The 19,231-nt window shown below is 49.3% G+C and carries 19 protein-coding genes; 12 read left to right on the top strand and 7 right to left on the bottom strand.

Annotated features, from left to right (window positions below):
* Positions 1 to 93: 93 nt before the first annotated feature.
* From purL to ACOBQJ_RS00205, 3 genes are all read left to right on the top strand, one after another.
* A complete protein-coding gene (gene purL, locus ACOBQJ_RS00215; protein ID WP_421069702.1) occupies positions 94 to 2,928 on the top strand; it encodes a phosphoribosylformylglycinamidine synthase subunit PurL in 2,835 nt (944 codons plus the stop codon).
* Complete coding sequence (purQ, locus tag ACOBQJ_RS00210) at positions 2,928 to 3,710, top strand: phosphoribosylformylglycinamidine synthase I (protein WP_421070102.1); 783 nt, start codon at positions 2,928 to 2,930, stop codon at positions 3,708 to 3,710. Before purL ends, purQ begins: the two co-directional genes overlap by 1 nt.
* Before the next feature lie 148 nt (positions 3,711 to 3,858).
* A complete protein-coding gene (locus tag ACOBQJ_RS00205) occupies positions 3,859 to 4,524 on the top strand; it encodes a L,D-transpeptidase family protein (RefSeq protein ID WP_421069701.1) in 666 nt (221 codons plus the stop codon).
* A gap of 36 nt (positions 4,525 to 4,560) precedes the next feature.
* Here ACOBQJ_RS00205 and ACOBQJ_RS00200 read toward each other — a convergent pair whose 3' ends face one another.
* The 7 genes from ACOBQJ_RS00200 to ACOBQJ_RS00170 form a co-directional block, all read right to left on the bottom strand.
* Entirely contained in the window at positions 4,561 to 5,409 is an 849-nt protein-coding gene (locus tag ACOBQJ_RS00200) for a menaquinone biosynthetic enzyme MqnA/MqnD family protein (protein ID WP_421069700.1), read from the bottom strand.
* Positions 5,410 to 5,586: 177 nt separating this feature from the next.
* Positions 5,587 to 6,453 (bottom strand): UbiA-like polyprenyltransferase, encoded by an 867-nt coding sequence (locus tag ACOBQJ_RS00195; RefSeq protein WP_421069699.1) that lies wholly within the window; start codon positions 6,451 to 6,453, stop codon positions 5,587 to 5,589.
* Positions 6,443 to 7,891, bottom strand: a complete 1,449-nt coding sequence (locus ACOBQJ_RS00190; RefSeq protein WP_421069698.1) for a menaquinone biosynthesis decarboxylase — start codon at positions 7,889 to 7,891, stop codon at positions 6,443 to 6,445. The genes ACOBQJ_RS00195 and ACOBQJ_RS00190 overlap by 11 nt, the downstream gene beginning before the upstream one ends.
* A gap of 406 nt (positions 7,892 to 8,297) precedes the next feature.
* Positions 8,298 to 9,074: a polyprenyl synthetase family protein gene (locus tag ACOBQJ_RS00185; RefSeq protein ID WP_421069697.1), complete on the bottom strand. Its 777-nt coding sequence runs from the start codon at positions 9,072 to 9,074 to the stop codon at positions 8,298 to 8,300.
* Between the two features lie 183 nt (positions 9,075 to 9,257).
* Positions 9,258 to 9,638, bottom strand: coding sequence for an adenosylmethionine decarboxylase (speD, locus tag ACOBQJ_RS00180; protein ID WP_421069696.1), 381 nt, complete (start codon positions 9,636 to 9,638; stop codon positions 9,258 to 9,260).
* A gap of 373 nt (positions 9,639 to 10,011) precedes the next feature.
* Positions 10,012 to 10,146 (bottom strand): hypothetical protein, encoded by a 135-nt coding sequence (locus ACOBQJ_RS00175; RefSeq protein WP_421069695.1) that lies wholly within the window; start codon positions 10,144 to 10,146, stop codon positions 10,012 to 10,014.
* A 26-nt stretch (positions 10,147 to 10,172) separates the two neighbouring features.
* The gene (locus ACOBQJ_RS00170; RefSeq protein ID WP_421069694.1) at positions 10,173 to 10,361 is read right to left on the bottom strand and encodes a ferredoxin; all 189 of its coding nucleotides are present in this window, start codon (positions 10,359 to 10,361) and stop codon (positions 10,173 to 10,175) included.
* Between the two features lie 137 nt (positions 10,362 to 10,498).
* Between ACOBQJ_RS00170 and ACOBQJ_RS00165 the strand changes: the two genes are divergently transcribed.
* The 9 genes from ACOBQJ_RS00165 to ACOBQJ_RS00125 all read left to right on the top strand — a co-directional run bounded on the left by ACOBQJ_RS00165 (position 10,499) and on the right by ACOBQJ_RS00125 (position 19,203).
* A complete protein-coding gene (locus ACOBQJ_RS00165; RefSeq protein ID WP_421069693.1) occupies positions 10,499 to 11,629 on the top strand; it encodes a sensor histidine kinase in 1,131 nt (376 codons plus the stop codon).
* 37 nt (positions 11,630 to 11,666) lie between these two features.
* Complete coding sequence (locus tag ACOBQJ_RS00160) at positions 11,667 to 12,320, top strand: response regulator (protein ID WP_421069692.1); 654 nt, start codon at positions 11,667 to 11,669, stop codon at positions 12,318 to 12,320.
* A gap of 200 nt (positions 12,321 to 12,520) precedes the next feature.
* Complete coding sequence (locus ACOBQJ_RS00155; RefSeq protein WP_421069691.1) at positions 12,521 to 12,931, top strand: TadE/TadG family type IV pilus assembly protein; 411 nt, start codon at positions 12,521 to 12,523, stop codon at positions 12,929 to 12,931.
* A 62-nt stretch (positions 12,932 to 12,993) separates the two neighbouring features.
* Positions 12,994 to 13,866 (top strand): pilus assembly protein TadG-related protein, encoded by an 873-nt coding sequence (locus ACOBQJ_RS00150; protein WP_421069690.1) that lies wholly within the window; start codon positions 12,994 to 12,996, stop codon positions 13,864 to 13,866.
* Positions 13,867 to 13,921: 55 nt separating this feature from the next.
* A complete protein-coding gene (cpaB, locus tag ACOBQJ_RS00145) occupies positions 13,922 to 14,617 on the top strand; it encodes a Flp pilus assembly protein CpaB (RefSeq protein ID WP_421069689.1) in 696 nt (231 codons plus the stop codon).
* Positions 14,618 to 14,630: 13 nt separating this feature from the next.
* Positions 14,631 to 15,863, top strand: coding sequence for an AAA family ATPase (locus tag ACOBQJ_RS00140; RefSeq protein WP_421069688.1), 1,233 nt, complete (start codon positions 14,631 to 14,633; stop codon positions 15,861 to 15,863).
* Positions 15,864 to 15,902: 39 nt separating this feature from the next.
* Positions 15,903 to 17,273 carry a CpaF family protein gene (locus tag ACOBQJ_RS00135; RefSeq protein ID WP_421069687.1) on the top strand — a complete coding sequence of 457 codons (1,371 nt, stop codon included), beginning with the start codon at positions 15,903 to 15,905 and terminating at the stop codon, positions 17,271 to 17,273.
* 23 nt (positions 17,274 to 17,296) lie between these two features.
* Positions 17,297 to 18,268, top strand: coding sequence for a type II secretion system F family protein (locus ACOBQJ_RS00130; RefSeq protein WP_421069686.1), 972 nt, complete (start codon positions 17,297 to 17,299; stop codon positions 18,266 to 18,268).
* Between the two features lie 11 nt (positions 18,269 to 18,279).
* The gene (locus ACOBQJ_RS00125; protein ID WP_421069685.1) at positions 18,280 to 19,203 is read left to right on the top strand and encodes a type II secretion system F family protein; all 924 of its coding nucleotides are present in this window, start codon (positions 18,280 to 18,282) and stop codon (positions 19,201 to 19,203) included.
* Positions 19,204 to 19,231: the final 28 nt, after the last annotated feature.

Genomic DNA, 19,231 nt, shown 5'->3' with positions numbered 1-19,231 from the left:
ATAATTGAAGCAGGAAATATAATGTCACTGTCATAACTAAATTACATCAGCATAAACCGTGTTTTACTGCGGCCATAGGAAGGGAGGTTACACATGATTCAGGAAGTACGGGTAATTGCCAGAGAAGGTATTCCCGACAGCAAGGGAGACGAAATCCTTTACGAAATTCACCGCGCCCTGGGTATTAACAGCGTGGAGAAAGTCAGGACAGCAAGGGTTTTTCGTTTTGAAGGCATCAGTGAAGACGCTGCCCGTTTCTTAGCCGAGAGATTGCTGGCCGAAGAAATATTTCAGTCCTTCAAGGTTAACAGCCCGGTAATCAACGACGCTGCTTTTGTGATCGAAGTGGCTTACAGGCCGGGTGTTATGAACCCCGAAGCGGCTTCCCTGATGAAATCAGCTTCTGACCTGGGGGTAGACAACTTGATCGCGGCTGATTCAGCCTGGCAGTATGGTTTTTACGGCCAACAAATCACCGGGGCGGATATCGAACGCATAGTTAACAGCCTCCTGGTTAACGCCACGGTGGAATATGTTGTGAAGGAAAGTCCAAGGACACTTGTCATACATGGCAGTACCGGCCGCACAGAGATTATTCCCATACGCTCCATGGATGATCAACAGTTGGTTGAGCTCAGCCGGGACAAGCTGTTTTTGAACCTGGAAGAGATGAAGGTAATCCGGAATTACTTTAGATCCATTGACAGGGACCCCACCGACTGTGAAATTGAGATTATCGCCCAGACCTGGTCGGAGCACTGCGGCCACAAGACCTTTAGGGCCAGGCTGATTGTGGATGGGAAAGAGAAAAAGCCCCTGCTGAAGAGGCTGCGCGACGCCACGGAAGAAAGCGGCCACCCGCTGGTGCTGTCAGCATTTGTGGACAACTCGGGAGTGATAGAGTTCTATGACGGCATGGCCATTTGCGGCAAGGTGGAAACCCACAACTCACCGTCGGCGATTGAGCCATACGGCGGGGCCATGACAGGCAGCGGAGGCGTCTTCCGCGATATCGCCGGCACCGGTCTCGGCGCCAAGGTAGTCGCGTCTACAGACATGTTTTGTTTCGCTCCTCCGGATTTGCCCGCTGAAGAAATACCGCCCGGGTGCCTACACCCTCATTACCTTTTGAGGCGTGTTATAGCCGGCGTAAGAGATTACGGCAACCGCATGGGCATTCCCACCAATAACGGTTCCCTGCATTTCCACAGGGATTACCGCGCCAAACCAACGGTTATCGTCGGCGCGTACGGTATTTTGCCGGCCGGCGCCTGCCGCAAAGGCAGTCCGGAACGGGGCGACCAGGTTATCGCCATGGGCGGCCGGACCGGCCGGGACGGCATCCACGGAGCGACATTTTCCAGCGGAGAGATGACAGACCGCACTATAAACGTCAATGCCAGTGCCGTCCAAATCGGCCACCCGATCGAGGAAAAGCGCATGTTTGACGCTATTTTAAATGCCAGGGACGAGGGTCTGATCCGCGCTATTACCGATTGCGGCGCGGGCGGATTTGCTTCAGCGGTAGGTGAAATGGGCTCTGAAATCGGGGCGCGCATAGCCCTTGACCTGGCGCCTTTAAAATACCCCGGGCTTTCACCCTGGGAAATACTGCTTTCCGAAAGCCAGGAAAGAATGGTCCTGGCAGTAGCACCGGAAAATGTCAAACGCTTATTTGAGATCTGCCGGGGCTATAATGTCGAAGCCACGGTCCTCGGCGAATTTACGGGAGACTGTCACTTCTCAGCCACATACGAGGGGCGCGAAGTGATGGACCTGGACATGAATTTCCTGCATGACGGCCTGCCGCAGCGTGTGATGAACGCGTCCTGGAAAAAGCCGTCCCTTAAAGAAACTGAAATTAACGCGCCCGCAGACTGGCCGGGCCTGTTTAAAAATGTCATGAAGCACTTAAATGTGTGCTCCAAGGAACCCATCGTAAGGCTGTACGACCACGGGGTCCAGGGCACCAGCGCCCTGCCTCCCTTCGCCGGCGTCCATGGAGACGGGCCAAATGACGCAGTGATCCTGACACCTTTACTCGGCAGGCCATACGGTATGGTGATTTCACACGGACTTAACCCTGTTTTAAACCAGATCGACCCGTATTACGGCAGTATCTGGGCGGCGGCAGAAGCTGTTTCCAACGCTGTGGCCTGCGGGGCCAATCCAAGTGAGATAGTTTTAATCGACAACTTTATCTGGCCTTTCCCGGACGAAGAATTGCTGGGGGCGCTGGATATGGCGGTCGACGGTTGTGTTGATTTTGTCGGAGCGACAGGTATGCCGTTCATATCGGGCAAGGACAGCCTTTCCAGCACTTACCGTGGCAAAGACGGCACGGTCATAAAAATTCCGCCTGTCCTTTGTGTTTCAGCATTTGGCCGCATCCCGGACGTCTCGAAAACAGTCTCCGCTGATTTTAAAGAAGCGGGTAACCATGTTGTCCTCCTGGGCTTCCGCGACACGGATGAAATGGCCGGATCAGTATACTGCCAGATCCATGACTTACCTGGCAGCAACCTGCCCCGGATAAACCCCGCCGATTTAATGCGCGTACTCAAATCACTTTACCGCGCTGTCAGTGCCGGCAAACTGCGGGCCTGCCATGATATCAGCGAAGGCGGCCTGGCCGCCGCTCTGGCGGAAATGTGTTTTGGCGGGGATACAGGCGTGGTTATAGAGATACCAGAAAACGAGAAAGCGGTAAACTTCATGTTCAACGAAACCGCAGGCTGCTTCCTGGCCGAGGTCCCTGCCGGGCTGGCGCCGGGAGATATATTTAGGGATATTCCATGTAGAATAATTGGCGTAACCACAAAAGATAAAAGTATAGCTTTAAAACAATCGGGCGGCCATTTATTCAACCTGGAACTTGATGATTTAAGCGCAGCATGGCAGCAGCCGATGAAGGAGGTCTTCCGTTGATGAAAAATCCAGGCGTCTGTGTTTTAAGGACCGACGGGATCAACTGTGACGAGGAAACCTTCCACGCTTTTGAAAACGCCGGGGCTGAATGCGCCATGGTACATGTAAACCAGCTGAGGAACGGCGAGGAAAAGCTTTCAAGCTACCAGATCCTGGCGCTGCCAGGCGGTTTTTCCTACGGGGACGACGTCCACTCGGGCAAAATTCTCGCCGTGGAACTCACTTCTTTTTTGAAAGACCAGTTAAATGCATTTATTGACAGCGGAAAACTGGTCATCGGCATCTGCAACGGTTTTCAGGTGCTGGTCAGGACCGGTCTGCTGCCGGACCGCAGGCTCGGCGAAATTAAAACTACCCTTATGGTCAATGACAGCAGCCACTTTGAATGCCGCTGGGTAAACCTTGCCGTTGAAAGCACCCGCTGTGTTTTTACACGCGGCCTGGAGGGAAAGATAATGAGCGTACAAGTCGCTCACGGCGAGGGCAAATTTTATACCGACCCCGGTAACCTGCGGGAAATCGAAGACCAGGGCCAGGTTGTATTCCGGTATGCAGGGACCGCAGGAAGCCCCACCATGCTGTATCCGGCCAACCCGAACGGGTCCCTTAACGCCATAGCGGGCATATGCGACAGCACGGGCCGCATCATGGGCATGATGCCCCACCCTGAACGCTGTGTCAGCAAAACCCAGCATCCCAACTGGCGCAGGTTAACCGGGGATGTTTCAACATGCTGCCAGGACATTTTTAAAAACGCTGTGGAATACGCGCGGCAAATGTGATTTGGGACGTGAGAAATGAGACGTGGGATATTAAGAAGTGAGAAAAAGACCTGTCATTTAATTGACAGGTCTTTTACTATAATCTAAAAGCATAAATATGCCTAATCCAGAAAGAATATAGACATAAATTATTCGGGAGGAAGCAGCCTTGAGGATTTTCAGGATAACATCAGCCGTGCTGGCGATCACCCTGTTTTTCGCCCTGTCAGCAGCCCCATTAAGCAGCGCAGCCAGGATCGTGCCGGAAAATATGAGCATCATCATTGACATGGACAACCTCACCCTGACCATCTTCAACGGAGGCGAACCTTACAAAAAGTACCCCGTGGCCATGGGAAAATACGAGACACCCACACCGGTAGGAAATTGGGAAATTTTATCGATGAACACCGACCCGCCTGACGTTATGGGCACCCGCTGGATGGGACTCAATATACCTTACGGCCAATACGGCATCCACGGCACCAACAACCCTCACAGCATCGGCAGCTTTGCCAGCCATGGCTGCATCAGGATGTTTAATAACGATGCTGAAGAAATCTACCGGATGGTGACTGCCAGTACGCCAGTTATTATTATTGGAACTCCCTTCGGCGCACCCGGCACTGACCCCGCGGTTTTGGAAAATGGAGACAGAGGGCCGGCCGTCCTGGAAGTGCAGCGGGCATTAAGAAGGCTGGGTTACCTTAAATGGAAGCCTGACGGTTTTTGGGGCCAGGGTACCGAAAAAGCCGTGAAGAAATTCCGCGAAGACAGCGGGCTCAAGGGGCCAAATATAATCGATGATAAAGCATACAAATTACTGGGGTTTTAAATTTCCCGGCCTCATGCGCTGCTTTGGCAGCGATTCTTATTCGGAAACTTCTCCCCAGAGGCGCAGTTTAACTCTTTCTTCAATTAACCCGCCTTTATAAGCGTAATCATAAAATGCAAGCAGCGCCCGCCTGTAACTTTCGTCAAAATCAAGCCTGAGATTTGCATAACAGTCCTCTATAACTCTTAAAGGCAGGCCGCTTCTAGCCTGAGCCTTGGATATCAAATCCTTGCGGCATCCCGCACTGATCTTTTTTGATTCCCGCAGGGTCCTGCAGATAAGTTCCGCCATATCCGGATTGTTTTCAGCAAGAGACCGCTGTATCACCCAGATGGCAAAAACAAATTTTTCTCCCGTAAACTGCTTCCACACTTCCCCCAGGTCAGTTACATAGTAAGGCAGCTTCAGGTCCTTAACCCGCTGGTGGGCAGCCATGGCGCTGTCACCGATCAGGAGCGCCCCGTCGGCCTTTTTCATCATTTTGTCCAGATCAGGGGCATCTGTCCTGTATTCTACTTCTACCTGGTAATAATGGACAAAAAGGATTTTCAGCAGGGTTGCGGAACTTGCCGACGATTTTGTGAGGCTGATTTTTTTTCCTTCCAGTTCAGTTACAGGCATCTTGCTGAATAGGAGTATATCTGCCGACCGCCCGTCAACGCTGATGGACAGGTCCGGCAAAACAAGGCAATTTTCGCTGTGCCTGGCATATTCAATAGATGAAATAGGTGTGGCAGCCAGCTTTCCGCTTACAAACAGCTTGTTCAAACGGTCCGGCGTTCCCTTTACGAGATCGGCTTCCAGTGGAACAAGCCCTTCTTCCAGCGCATGGTAAACCGGAATGTAGTTGATATAATCAACACGTCCGAGTTGAAGTCTGGACACTAGAAACCCTCCCCATGAATAATAAAGAGTGTCACTATCTACGATAACCCGCCCGGCTGCATATCTAAATTAATGATGTCCAGCTTCTCTTATGCGTCATGGGCAATAAATCTTAATAATCTTGTTAATCTTGTGATATGTTTAATTCATTTAATTTTTCAGTGTGTTTTTAATTAGTTAAAAATAAATAGGATAAATCACATCTAAAAGTGTGAAAGTAAATACAAGGACACTCAAGATACCGTTCAGGTTAAAAAACGCTATGCCCGCGCGTGACAGGTCATCAGGCCGGACCAGCGTGTGCTGGTAGAAAAGAATAATAACTGCAGCCAGCACACCTGCAAAATAAAATATGCCCAGATTTAAAAGCAGGCCGGCAGCGAGAATTAGCACAGGGGCTGCCATGTGAAAGACCATGGAAATATTAAGGGCTTTGTTGATCCCGAAACGTGCCGGAATGGAATATATCTTCTCCCTGCGGTCAAATTCATAATCGTCACAGGCATATATTATGTCAAAGCCCGCCACCCAAAAAAGGACACCCAGCGCTAAAAGCACAGGCGCCAGGTCAAAACGCCCGGTGATAGCTATCCAGCTCCCCAGTGGAGCCAGGCCCAGCGCAGCACCCAGAAAAAGGTGGCATGTCCAGGTAAAGCGCTTTGTATAAGAATATACCAAAAGTACCAAAGTAGCCAGAGGAAAGAGCTGGAAGGCTAGAGTGCTTAGCTGCCGGGCCGAGTAAAGCAGGAGCGCCAGCGAAATTATCACGTAGACCCAAACTTCGATCACGCTGAGCAGGCCTTTTGGCAGCGCCCTGCCCGCGGTACGAGGGTTCTTTATGTCAATATGGCGGTCGATAATCCTGTTCAGCGACATCGCCGCTGTACGCGCACCAACCATGGCCAGTGTTATCCAGATTATATCATGGGCGTCAGGTATCCTTTTCTCTGCCAGTAGAGCCCCCACATAAGCAAAAGGAAGGGCGAATATGGTATGTTCGAACTTAATCATTTCAAGAAATATTTTAAACCTGCTAAATACCATATTTGTCCCACTTTCCGTCGACCAGCTTCACTACCTCTTCACTCATAATAATGTCGCCGGGCCACTCGCGCGGATGACCCTCTGAAGGCCACTTGCGGGTGGCGTCAATGCCCATCTTGGCTCCAAGGTGAGGCATGGGAGATGAATGGTCCAGGGCGTCCAGAGGCCCTTCCACCATCATTACGTCACGCTTGGCGTCAATGTTATTGAAAACACGCCACATTACTTCAGATACGTTCTGCACGTCTACGCCCTCGTCCACTACTATGATCAGCTTGGCCAGCATCATCAGGCCCATCCCCCATAACGCGGACATAACTTTTTTTGCCTGCCCGGGGTAGCGTTTTTTTATGGATACAATTACGCAGTTATGAAAGACACCTTCCGGCGGCATGTTCATATCTACTACTTCTGGCAGCTGCATCCTCATCAGAGGCAGGAAAATCCTTTCGGTCGCCTTGCCTAAAAAAGCGTCCTCCATTGGCGGCCTGCCCACAATAGTAGCCGGGTATACCGGGTTTTTCCTGCGCGTGACGCAGGTCAGGTGAAAAACCGGATATTGGTCGGCCAGCGAGTAGTAACCGGTATGGTCTCCGAAAGGGCCTTCCAGCCTGGTTTCTCCTTCACTGACATAGCCTTCAAGAATTATTTCAGCATGTGCGGGGACCTCTATGTCAACTGTCTCACATTTTACGAGTTCCACCGGGTCCCTGCGCAGGAAACCGGCGAAAAGCATTTCGTCAATTCCCGCGGGCAGCGGCGCCGTAGCTGCAAATATAACGCACGGGTCGGCTCCCAGGGCCACAGCCACGGGCATCCTGCCTTCCCCGCCCTTTTGCTTCTTGTCATAGTGGCCGGCCGCGTCCTTGTGAATATGCCAGTGCATGCCAGTGGTGCATCCATCGTAAACCTGCATCCGGTACATGCCGACATTGCGCCTGCCGGTTTCCGGATCTTTGGTAAACACCAGGGGAAGAGTGATAAAAGGGCCTCCATCGTCCGGCCAGCATTTTAAAACAGGTATTTCCGCCAGGGATGGTTTTTCCTTGCATATTAATTCTTTACACGGTCCGGACTTAACTGTTTTGGGTATGAAAGAAGACAGCGCGGCCAGTTTTGGCAGGGCCTTCAGCTTATTTATCAAAGTTGAAGGCATTTCAGCCGGCTGAATTATATTTAGTACTTCTTTACCGATTTGATCAAGGTCGTTGACACCAAGCGCGATTTTCATTCTTTCCAGGGTGCCGAAAAGGTTAGTCACAACCGGCATATTATAACCTTTTACCCTCTCAAAAAGAAGCGCCGGGCCTCCGTTTTTGACAACCCGATCGCTGATTTCGGTGATTTCCAGTTCGGCATCGACCTCTATTTTTATCCTTTTTAACAATCCCCTGTTTTCAAGCTCCGCCATGAAGGCGCGTAAATCTGTAAAAGACAAAACAGCACCTCCTAAATCCAGAAGTCAGAATAAATATCCCTAAGTTAACCGGGGACATATCCCAGCCATACCGATCGGGGACATTAATTGAGTCGTGGGTCGTGAGACGTTGGACGTGGGATATTTGAGTTAGATCCGTGAGTGGGAGTCGTGTGTACCTTGGTTATTCCGTTGCAGGGCGGGGTTTAACCCGCAATTTCAATCGGGGACATTCCTCGGCCTAAGAGTCAGGCTCCAAACAGAGGTGTGTCCCCATTCCACTAACCGGCTGAAGCCGCACCTACACCTCTCACGTCTCACATCTCATTTCTCACGTCTCAAACGATGTGTCCCCATTCCGCTGTCAGAGTACCTTATAATGAACGTTGTTCGTTGATACGAGTGTGTCCCTATACCGCATAACCGCTTAAATAACCATCCTGCGGCTAGAGATATTATGGCTGGAAATGCTGTTAACTATTTGTTCCAATATGGCTCTCTCTGCCAAATCAGGCACATATCTTAAAACAGCTGCCGCTTCCTTCAGGTAAGCCGCCGTGTATTTAGCAGCGGCTCCGCTCTCCATTAGTCCGGACGCCATGCCAATATTTATACCAAAAAGCTTCATGCTTTCCTGGTCATATTCTGACGCTCCGGCCAGTCTCGCGCCCATGGCGGCGCACCCGGCAAAAAGCTCCGCCGTTTCCTTGCGCACAACCTCGCAGTAGGCTTCAGAAGCAGGATTTTTCCCTTTTATTTTGTTTTTTAAAATACCGCCTTCATGGATCCCGCATATGATTTCAGCTACCGGTCCCAAAAAATTAATCATACCGGCGTTATGAAGATACGAGAAGAATTTTCCGTAAAGATAGTCTCCTGCCAGGACAGGAAACTGCGACCCGTCTCTGGGGTCAGAGTCCTCTCTTATATAATCAGTATCTTTTTCCGGTATGGTTTTATGCACTATGGACGCCATATGGGTAAACTGAAAAACACAGGCCAGGGATAACGTTTTTTCTCCGGCGCAGCCATAAATGCGTGACGAGAGGATAACCAGGGCCGGCCTGATTACCCTGTCAAAATATGAAAATTCAAGATGAGCATATGTGCCGATATGGCCTGCTCTTATAAACATCTCCTTTTCAACAGTATTGTTTACAATATTTAGTTCGTTTTCTATAGGTTTTAGAATTTCCCTTAGCATAGACTTCCCCTCCACCACACAACAAAACACAAATATAATATTCGGTATAATCTTTAATTTATCCTGCAGTTCTACAATTTTTACATTTAGCAAACGAACCCTGTAAAATTAGAGAGCCCTGCAACTCATCTTGTTGCAAGGCTCGCTAACCCAGTATTCGCTTGGTACTAATAAATATCCCCCCTAAATATTCACGGCTTCCTTCAGATAAGCCTCCGGCATCATACCACGTTTCAACTCTTTAGCAGTCATATGTTTCGCGCTGAAATGATTCGTAAGGTAATTGCACGCGTCCCAGGGATTAACTTTCTCACCGCAGGTGAAAACGTCTACTGCCGCATAGCCCAGTTCCGGCCAGGTATGGATAGCCAGGTGCGATTCCGAGATCACAACCACACCGCTTACCCCTTGAGGGCTGAATTTGTGGAAAACACATTCTCTGACTTCTGCGCCGGCCTCAAGCGCGGCGTTGACCATGATCTCTTCTACTTTTTTAATGTCGTTGAGAATGTTAAAGTCGCAACCACAAACCTCAGCCAATACATGGCGGCCCAAATGTTTCATTTATCTGCCTCCCTTTGTCAATACATTTTAACCCTGCAAACCTCCAATACATTTGCAAACTCATGTATTTTCAACCAAATTAAATTTTAGCATATTATCCAATCTTGTCAACAAAATTTTGAGGCTTGCGGTCATAATCCATGATATTCCTGCATATTCTTTAAATTTAGCCTAAAACGCTTTATTTTGCCTCTCAAGGGACAACTTCATTGCGAACATTCAAGCACCATTTAAATTCTTTACAATATACGAACAGTATATTAAAAACGTGTCAATTTCCATTTACCCGTGCTGAAAAGGTTTTAAGAATAGTTGCTAATTATCGCACCAAAGAAACACCCCTGGCAGGCTAACAGGGGTAACAGACACCACTTTAACTATTTTTTTTCTTGGTTTTCAAACTGACACCCTTGCGATACTGAGCCATTCTGTTTTCAAACTCCTCTATTTCCAGAGTGCCCGGGGGATTGGTGTTAATGTTTATTTTACCTTTATCCTTATCCGGCAAGACTTCACCTCCCTGAACGTAAATTTCTAAGCCTCGGTAATAGCATTGGTCGGGCAGCTTTCAATCGCTTCGCCGGCCTGGTCCTCCACATCCGCAGGCACTTCTTCCACTATGCTCTGAGCTTTATCGTCCTCATTCCACTCAAAGACTTCAGGGCAAGCATCAATACACGCACCACAGCTAATACATAATTCCTGATCGACTTTTACACGCAATGGTCACCACTCCTTTTTATTTTTAAAGCAGTTATAGTTTGGCTAAAGTGTCACAAATTATGTAAGCCTAAAAAATTTCTAAATAATTACGATATATAAAAGGGATGAAATATTGCGCATGTGCAGAGGTGTATTAGGTGTTAGACGTAAACGACCTTGACCGGATCATCAAGGAAACCCTCGAATCCATAGAACGAGGCAAAATACAGTTGTATGACATCGCTGAAAACTCGATGGAAGAGCTGGCCAGGGTAAAAAAAGAACTGGCGAGTGTAAAAAATGAGGTCGGCGAAGTTATCAAACAGGCGGACAAGCTGGCTGTCGATGAAAAAAAAGCACGCCTGAGATTAATGCAAGTCAGTAAAGATTTTCATAAATATACCGAAAAACATATAAAAGAAGCATATGATACTGCTTACCTGCTTCAGCTAGACCTGGTAAAGGCCAGAGAACAGGAAAAACTTTTAGTTTACCGGCGCAATCACCTTGAGGTAAGCCTGCGGCGGCTTCAAGACACGGCTAACAGGGCCGAAAAGCTGGTCTCCCAGATGGGCGTGGTGTTAAACTTCCTCAGCGGCGGCCTGCGGGATTTAAATGTCAAAATTAATGAACTGCAGAAAGCACAGGACATGGCTCTGAGTATCATCAAAGCCCAGGAAGAGGAACGCAAGCGGGTAGCCCGGGAAATCCATGACGGGCCCGCCCAGTCCATGGCAAACATCGTGATGAGAGCTGAGTTCTGTTTAAAACTTTTGGACATGAGCCCCGAAAAAGTACGGGACGAGCTTATCTCACTCCAGAATATCGTCAGGATCAGCTTAATGGACGTACGCAAGATAATCTTCGATCTGAGGCCGATGGTCCTTGACGACCTTGGACTGGCGCCGGCTATAAAAAGGTACCTCAGCAACTATAAAGAACAATACGGGCTTCAGGTGGAGTTTCTTTTTTTCGGCCAGCAGGCACGCCTGGACAGCTCTGTGGAAGTTGCCCTTTTTAGAATTGTACAGGAGATAGTAAGCAACATCCATAAACACGCCTGCGCAAAGAATTCGGTGGTTAAAATTGAATTGCTGAATAACAGGGTAAACATTCAGGTAAGAGACGACGGCAAAGGATTTAACCTGGACAAGGTTATGGCGAATAAAGAACGCGAGGGCTACGGGCTGATTGGGATGAGGGAACGGGTGCAGCTATTGAACGGCGATATCAATATTGTAACCGCTCCCGGCAAGGGCACTTCCATAAGTATTTCAGTTCCGCTTTAGTGCTTTGAAGTTTTTAAAAAACGGGGGGAAAAGCAGTTTGAAAAAGGTTAAGGTCTTGATTGCCGACGATCACGCGCTGATACGTGAAGGACTATGTAAAATATTGAATATGCAGGAAATGATCGAAGTTGTTGGTGAGGCTGAAGACGGTGACCAGGCCGTTGAACTTGCCCTTAAACACAGGCCTGATGTGGTCCTTATGGACATAAACATGCCGGGCACCAACGGTATTGAGGCCACCAGGTCGATCAAAAGCCAAAGGCCTGAAATAGGTGTTATCGCCCTGACTATTCACGACCAGGAAGATTATTTATTTGAGCTGATTAAGTCAGGAGTTTCAGGCTATGTCTTAAAAGACATTAGCCCGGACCTCCTGGTGCAGACTATTATCGGAGTATCGAGAGGTGAATCTTTTATCCATTCCACCATGACATCTAAAATGTTTTCAGAATTCAACCGCCTGTCCTCCCTTTCCCAGCGCCATACAAACTCCCAGGGACTGACCAGGCGTGAATTTGATGTGCTCAGCCTGGTTGCCAAGGGCGACAATAACCGGTCCATCGCGAAAAAACTCTACATCAGCGAAAAAACCGTTAAAAACCATTTAACCAACATTTTTCAAAAGCTGGGTGTAGACGACAGGACTCAGGCCGCCATCCACGCGGTGAAAAGCAGGATGGTCGAACTTTAACAAGACGCGATTTAAACTCGCGGCTTTCTTTTTTCATGAGTATAGGACTTAAGTCCCGTAAAAACAAATGACAACTGTGAGCTCAAAATGAGACTGGAGAATCATGCCATTATTTATATTAAGCAGTAAGATAACTACAAAAGTTGACTTTGCGAGCGAACTAAAAAGTTACCGCTAAAGTATAACTTGGGGGTGGTTGAATGCTGCTTATAAGAAAACTTATAAAGAATAAGCGCGGCCAGGCTTTAGTCGAGCTGGCCCTCGCCCTGCCGCTGATCTTTATGCTTGTAATGGGGACTATTGAATTCGGCAGGCTTTTTCACAGCTATTTGTTGATCACAAACGCATCAAGGGAAGGCGCCAGGATCGCCATCACCGGTGCGGATGATCTAACTATTATTGCGAGAGTAAACGATGTTACATCTAGTTTAAACAATACCAAGGAAATAGACATTATCCCCGAAGATCCATCAGTACGGTTCAGCGGAAGTTCTGTAAAGGTAACTGTTGACTACAAACACAACATTATCACACCCGTCCTCAATTCTATTCTGCCCAACCCGGTAAAGCTCACTTCTTCAACTTCAATGAGGATGGAGGGGAAAAATTAAAAATGACTTTTTTAAAAATAATATTAAAAAGTTTATTTAAAAACCAGCACGGCTCCGCATTTGTGATAATTGCTTTAGCGATGACCGCCCTTATCGGGTTTACGGCACTTGTAACCGACATCGGCCTTATTACTGTGAACAGGCAGATGATGGTAAACCTGATGGACGCGGCGGCCCTTTCCGGCTGCCAGGAGCTGCCGGACGAAGCGCTATCCATCCAGGAGGCGATGGATTACGCCCAGTTAAATAATTTCGACCCAACACAGCTGACGTATGACGTATCGGACGATAAAAAAAGCATCACCGTTTCAGGCAGCAAAGTTGTCAACCTGGCTTTTGCTAAAATATTGGGTTTTTATTCACGAACAGTATCCGCCACCGCCACCGCGGAAATGCAGCCCCTGACTTCCTACTATGGTGTGGCGCCATTGATCGTAAAAGACACCACCATTAAAAGTATTACTCCCGGTACCCTCACTACCATAAAATACGGCAACCCCGACCTGGCACCGGGCAACTTTGGAGCTTTATCCCTGAGCGGCACTGGTTCCAGCGACTATGAGCAAGACCTTACATACGGCTATCAGTCAACATTAAGAGTCGGCCAGGACGTAACAACCGGGCCTGGGGACATGGCAGGTCCAACCAATACAGGGATGAAAGCACGATTAAACCTGTGTCACGACGCGTGCACTTACGAAAACTTTGTAACAGGCTGTCCGAGGGTAGTTGTTATACCCGTTTATAAAGACCAGACCTTTCAGGGCAGGAGTACACTTACCATTTGCGGCTTCACTTCTTTCTTCATTAAAGATGTACTGACTGGTCCAGATAAAGATACAATTGAAGGATACTTTATAGAAACCATACAAGAAGGTGATACCGACCCGTCGCAGATTAATTACGGCGTAACCAAACCCGTGCTCGTTAAATAAATAACTACATATAAAATTCTATTAAAAATATTGAACTAACTTGAGGAGGTCAAACATGAAAAACAAATTAATCCTGATCCTGGCACTGGTTGTGGGGCTGGCGGCGGCTGGGGGCATTTATTTTTACCTTGATAACATGCAAAAAACATATAGAGAAGAAGGCGAATTTGTCAGGGTCGTCACGGCCAAACAGCGCATACCGGCTAAAACCATGGTAACCGCCCAAATGGTCGAGACAAAGGAAATCCCTTCGAAATACATCAACACAGACGCGGCTGTTGACTCCAAAGAGGTAATCGGCAAAACCGTCAAGACCGAGATCCTGCCGGGAGAGCAGGTACTGCGCGGCAAAATGGCCGGCACAAAAAGTTCTTCCGAAGGCCTTTCTTACATGATCGAGCCCGGCAAGAGGGCTGTCACCATCGCTGTAAACGAGATTTCTGGTGTGGCCGGCCAGATCCTGCCTGGCGACCGGGTAGACATTATGGGCACCTTTGACAACCAAGGGGTTTTAACAACCCTGATCCTCCAGAATATACCTGTTTTATCAGTGAACCAGACAACCGACACATCAGGCCAGGGAGAGAATAAAACCTCGGCCCGCACCCTTACCCTTTCGGTAAATCCCGACCAGATGCAGCCGCTGGTGCTGTGCTCTGAAAGGACCACGATCAGGCTGGCCCTGCGTTCGGCTACCGACAACGATATCCTGAACCTGCCCATGACAAGAATGAACAACTTGGTGCATTAAGGAGGTTATAACCGTGGAAAAAGAAAAAACCAGCGTTTTAGTTGTTGACGACATAGCCAATACCCGTGAGGACATCAAAAGGCTGCTGTATTTTGAAGAGGACATAGTCGTAGTGGGTGAAGCCGGCGACGGCGAGGAAGCATTGCGGCTGGCGCAGGAATTAAAGCCCGACGTGGTGCTGATGGATATAAATATGCCAGGTATGGACGGCATCATGGCCACCGAAGCGATCTTTAACAGCGAGCCCGATACGGCCATAATCATCATATCGATCCAGGGAGAGCCTGAGTACCTCAAAAAAGCCATGGCGGCGGGCGCCAGGGATTACCTGGTCAAACCCCTGAGCAGCAATGAACTTTCTGAGACAATCCGACGTGTCAGCAACTCTTATAAAACGAGATCCGTCCGCGCGGCCGCGGTTCCAGCCACCACAACCAAAGCGGAACCGGAACTGCCAGCCAACAGGATCATCGTTGTGTTCTCAAGCAAGGGAGGCGTCGGCAAGACCACCCTGTCCTGCAACCTGGCGGTATGCCTGGCCCAGGAGAGCAGGAAAAACGTGGCCCTGGTCGACCTCAACCTGCAAGGCGGCGACGTGTCTGTTATGCTGAACCTTTCGCCCAGGGGGACAATTTCCGACCTGGTAAAAGAAGAGGACAATATAGAGTATTCACTGGTCAACAGCTTCATGGCTCCTCACATGTCCGGCCTGAAGATCCTTCCCGCCCCCCTGCGGCCGGAAGAGGCGGACGTGATTACATCCGCTCATATTGTGGAGATATTGACCTTGCTGAAAAACCACTACGATTTTATTATTGTCGACACCACCCCGCTTTTTAACGACCTGACGCTCAGCGCGATGGAAATGGCCGACGATATTCTCCTGACATTCACCAGGGACCTCGCCGCTATCAAGCATGTGGCCACAGATATGGAAATACTCGAGACCCTGGCGCTGTCAGACAAAGTCAAGCTGGTGTTGAACCAGGCCACACTGGACTACGGGATTAAAATAAATGAACTGGAAAAAAGGCTCAACAGATCACCGGCGGCATTGCTGCCTTATGATGAAAAGACAGTATTGTCCTCTGTCAACAAGGGGCATCCTTTTGTGCTCACCCACCACAACACCAGGATTGCCCAGAGCATCAGGAATTTTTCCAGAGAATTCAGTATAGCTGACAAAGGCGGTCCAACTGAAGATCCTGTTAAGAAATCATTTGTCGGCAAGCTGTTCAGTTTATAAAACTGACACCATTGCTTATCTTAAAAGAGGTGAACCATTATGTCACTGCTGGCGAGGATTGAAAAACAAAAGCTCACCAACGCGGAAGAGAGTTTAAACCGCGGTAAAAACGTGGTCCAGCTTAAAAGAGACCCATACGACGAGCTTAAAACTGTTATCCATAAAAAAGTCATTGAAGAACTGAAAGAAATAGAAAAAAACAAAGACAGTGAAAAAGAGCCGGGATCCCAGTCTATTGCTGAAAAAATCGAGGAAATGGTCCTGGAGATCATAAAGAAAGAAAACGACACCATCCCCCGGCTGGACCGCCTGCGTATCGCCAAGGAGATTTCAGACGACGCCATAGGTTTTGGCCCTATTACCCCGCTTTTGGAAGACGAGAATATAACCGAGGTCATGGTAAACGGGCCTGACAATGTTTATATAGAAAGAAAAGGTAAACTAGAGCTGACCGATGTGTTTTTCCGCAACAACAACCATGTCATGCACGTCATTGAAAAAATTGTCGCCCCTTTAGGACGGCGGATTGATGAAAGCAGCCCCATGGTGGACGCCCGCCTGCCGGACGGCTCGAGGGTCAACGCGATCATCCCTCCCCTTTCTTTAAAAGGGCCTTCTATCACAATACGTAAGTTTTTTAAAGATCCTTTGACCATCGACAACCTAATCGAGTTCGGCACCGTGACACCCCAGGTGGCTGACTTCCTTGAGTCTTGCGTCAGGGGCAGGCTGAACATCATTGTCTCTGGCGGCACCGGCAGCGGTAAAACCACCACCTTAAACATCCTCTCCGCGTTTATACCTGATGACGAGAGGATTGTAACCATCGAGGACGCCGCCGAGATCCAGCTCAGGCAGAGGCACGTACTTACGCTGGAGAGCAGGCCTCCCAATATTGAAGGGAAAGGCGCCATAACGATCAGGGACCTGGTGCGTAACGCCCTGAGGATGAGGCCCGACCGGATCGTTGTGGGAGAGGTCCGCAGCGGCGAGGCGCTCGACATGCTCCAGGCGATGAATACGGGCCATGACGGCTCACTTACCACCGGACACTCCAACTCGCCCAGAGACATGCTGGCCAGGCTTGAGACCATGGTGCTGATGGCCGGCATGGAATTGCCGGTAAAAGCGATCCGGGAACAGATAGCGTCAGCCATCGACTTGATTATCCACCAGAGCCGCCTGAAAGACGGCTCGCGCAAGATCACTCATATCACTGAGGTGCAGGGTATGGAAGGAGAAATCATAACCCTGCAGGACGTATATGTCTTCAAGCAGGAAGGAATTGATGAAGAAGGAAAGATAAAAGGCAGATTTATGGCAACAGGGATCAGGCCGAAGTTCCTGAGCAACCTTGAAGCCTACGGCATCAACCTGCCTTTTGAAATATTCGATCCCTCCGTATTTTAACCTTGCAGAAGGGCGGTTTACCAATGAACCTGTATACTATCTCGTGCCTGGTGTTCCTGTTCATTTTCCTTATCGTACTCGGCGTCAGGCAGATCAAGACCGGTAGCAGCGAGGCCATGTCCTCAAGGATGAAAAATATATTCAGCGGCAGAATGCGCGCCGCCATGAGTGGGGTCAAAGAAAAAACCCGTAACGAGGCCGCGGGAAGAAAAGTCCTGGAATTCTCCGGCAGGCTCTTTACCGCGAAAAAAATAACCGCTGTGGTTGACGCCGAACTGGCAAAAGCGGACATACCGCTGAAAGGCGAAGAGTTCCTGGGTTTCAGCCTGATCCTGGTACTTGGCGGCGGCCTATTCTTCATGGTTATAAGCGGCAACCCTATAATCGGCTTAATCGCCGCCGTACTAGGCTGGTACCTGCCCCGCCTCGTGCTGCGCGCGGCCATAGCCCGCCGCATTAATAAATTTAACTCCCAGATCGGCGACGCCCTGGTGATCATGGCCAACTCCCTGCGTTCCGGCTTCAGCTTCCTGCAGGCCATGGACATGGTCCGTAAGGAGATGGCCGACCCCATCGCCAAGGAATTCGGCGCCGCCCTGCAGGAGATGAATTGGGGCGCCCCCACGGAAGAGGCGCTCGCCAACATGTCTGCCCGGATTAACAGCAACGACTTTGAACTGGTGGTTACCGCGGTCCTGATCCAGCGCCAGGTGGGAGGCAACCTGGCGGAAGTGCTGGACAGCATTGCCAACACCATCAGGGAAAGAGTAAGGATTAAAGGAGAAATAAAGACCCTTACCGCCCAGGGCAGGATGTCCGGCATTGTTATCGGCCTCCTCCCATTCCTGCTGACTCTGGCAGTATACTCTATGAACCCCGAATACATAACCCCTCTCTTCACCAGTAAAATGGGACTGGTTATGGTCTCCATGGCGTTTATGTCACAGCTTATCGGGATTTCTTTAATCAGAAAAATTGTCAATATTCCTGTATAGGAGGTCTTTTTATGCTGGAATCGGTTGTCGGAGCGGTATTTTTTGCAGCATTCCTGTTAACGCTGGCAGTCCATAAAATCACAACCAGGAGGCGGGCGGAAGTTGAAAAAAGAGTCACCGAGGTAGTCGGCGACAGGGTACCGTCCATACGCGATCAGGAGCTGAAAGTCCCTTTATACATCCGGGCGGTGAAACCGGCACTAAATAAATTCACCGGCCTTCTGACCAGGGCTATGCCGGCAGAAAAAGAAGCGGAACTGAGCGTTAAAATAGACCGGGCGGGCATCAGCGAGAAAATTGCTCCAAGGGAATTTTACGTTATGAAATACGCGGTGGCAGCGGGCTTTGCTTTTCTCTTCTGGCTGCTGGGCGGGGCGATGTCAAAAAGCGTAACCCAGGCAACCTTTATGGCATGCGCCGGCCTGGCGCTGGGCTGGTATTTACCTGACCTCTATTTGAACTCAAAAGGCAGTGAGCGCAAGCGTGAAATTGAAAGGACACTGCCTGACGTCCTCGACCTGCTCACGGTCAGTGTCGAGGCTGGGCTCGGTTTTGACAGCGCGTTAATGCGAGTCATTGAAAAGACCAGGGGTGTCCTGTCCGATGAGTTCAGGACCATGCTGCAGGAAATTAAAATGGGCAAGCCCAGGATTGACGCATTGCGGGACATGTCCAAACGGGCTGACGTGGACGACCTTTCCACCTTTACCGGCTCGGTGATCCTGGCCGACCAACTGGGGATCAGCATCGGCAACGTCCTGCGCCTGCAGTCGGAGCAGATGCGCCAGAAACACCGCCAGCGTTCGGAGGAAATGGCCATGAAGACACCTATAAAAATTATCTTTCCGCTGGTGTTTTTCATATTCCCGGCTATATTTATTGTCCTGCTGGGCCCAGCCATAATTGCGATTTCAAATTCAATGATAGGCAAATAAATTTTTAATAAATTATCAGGAGGCTTAA

The sequence above is a fragment of the Pelotomaculum propionicicum genome (assembly GCF_048984525.1).
Taxonomy (GTDB): domain Bacteria; phylum Bacillota; class Desulfotomaculia; order Desulfotomaculales; family Pelotomaculaceae; genus Syntrophopropionicum; species Syntrophopropionicum propionicicum_A.
This window is presented reverse-complemented; position numbering and strand designations above follow the sequence as displayed.

Coding starts and splice junctions, on each gene's coding strand:
- purL (WP_421069702.1), top strand. CDS start 94: ATGATTCAGGAAGTACGGGTAATTGCCAGAGAAGGTATTCCCGACAGC.
- purQ (WP_421070102.1), top strand. CDS start 2,928: ATGAAAAATCCAGGCGTCTGTGTTTTAAGGACCGACGGGATCAACTGT.
- ACOBQJ_RS00195 (WP_421069699.1), bottom strand. CDS start 6,453: ATGGTATTTAGCAGGTTTAAAATATTTCTTGAAATGATTAAGTTCGAA.
- ACOBQJ_RS00185 (WP_421069697.1), bottom strand. CDS start 9,074: ATGCTAAGGGAAATTCTAAAACCTATAGAAAACGAACTAAATATTGTA.
- speD (WP_421069696.1), bottom strand. CDS start 9,638: ATGAAACATTTGGGCCGCCATGTATTGGCTGAGGTTTGTGGTTGCGAC.
- ACOBQJ_RS00155 (WP_421069691.1), top strand. CDS start 12,521: ATGCTGCTTATAAGAAAACTTATAAAGAATAAGCGCGGCCAGGCTTTA.
- cpaB (WP_421069689.1), top strand. CDS start 13,922: ATGAAAAACAAATTAATCCTGATCCTGGCACTGGTTGTGGGGCTGGCG.
- ACOBQJ_RS00135 (WP_421069687.1), top strand. CDS start 15,903: ATGTCACTGCTGGCGAGGATTGAAAAACAAAAGCTCACCAACGCGGAA.
- ACOBQJ_RS00130 (WP_421069686.1), top strand. CDS start 17,297: ATGAACCTGTATACTATCTCGTGCCTGGTGTTCCTGTTCATTTTCCTT.
- ACOBQJ_RS00125 (WP_421069685.1), top strand. CDS start 18,280: ATGCTGGAATCGGTTGTCGGAGCGGTATTTTTTGCAGCATTCCTGTTA.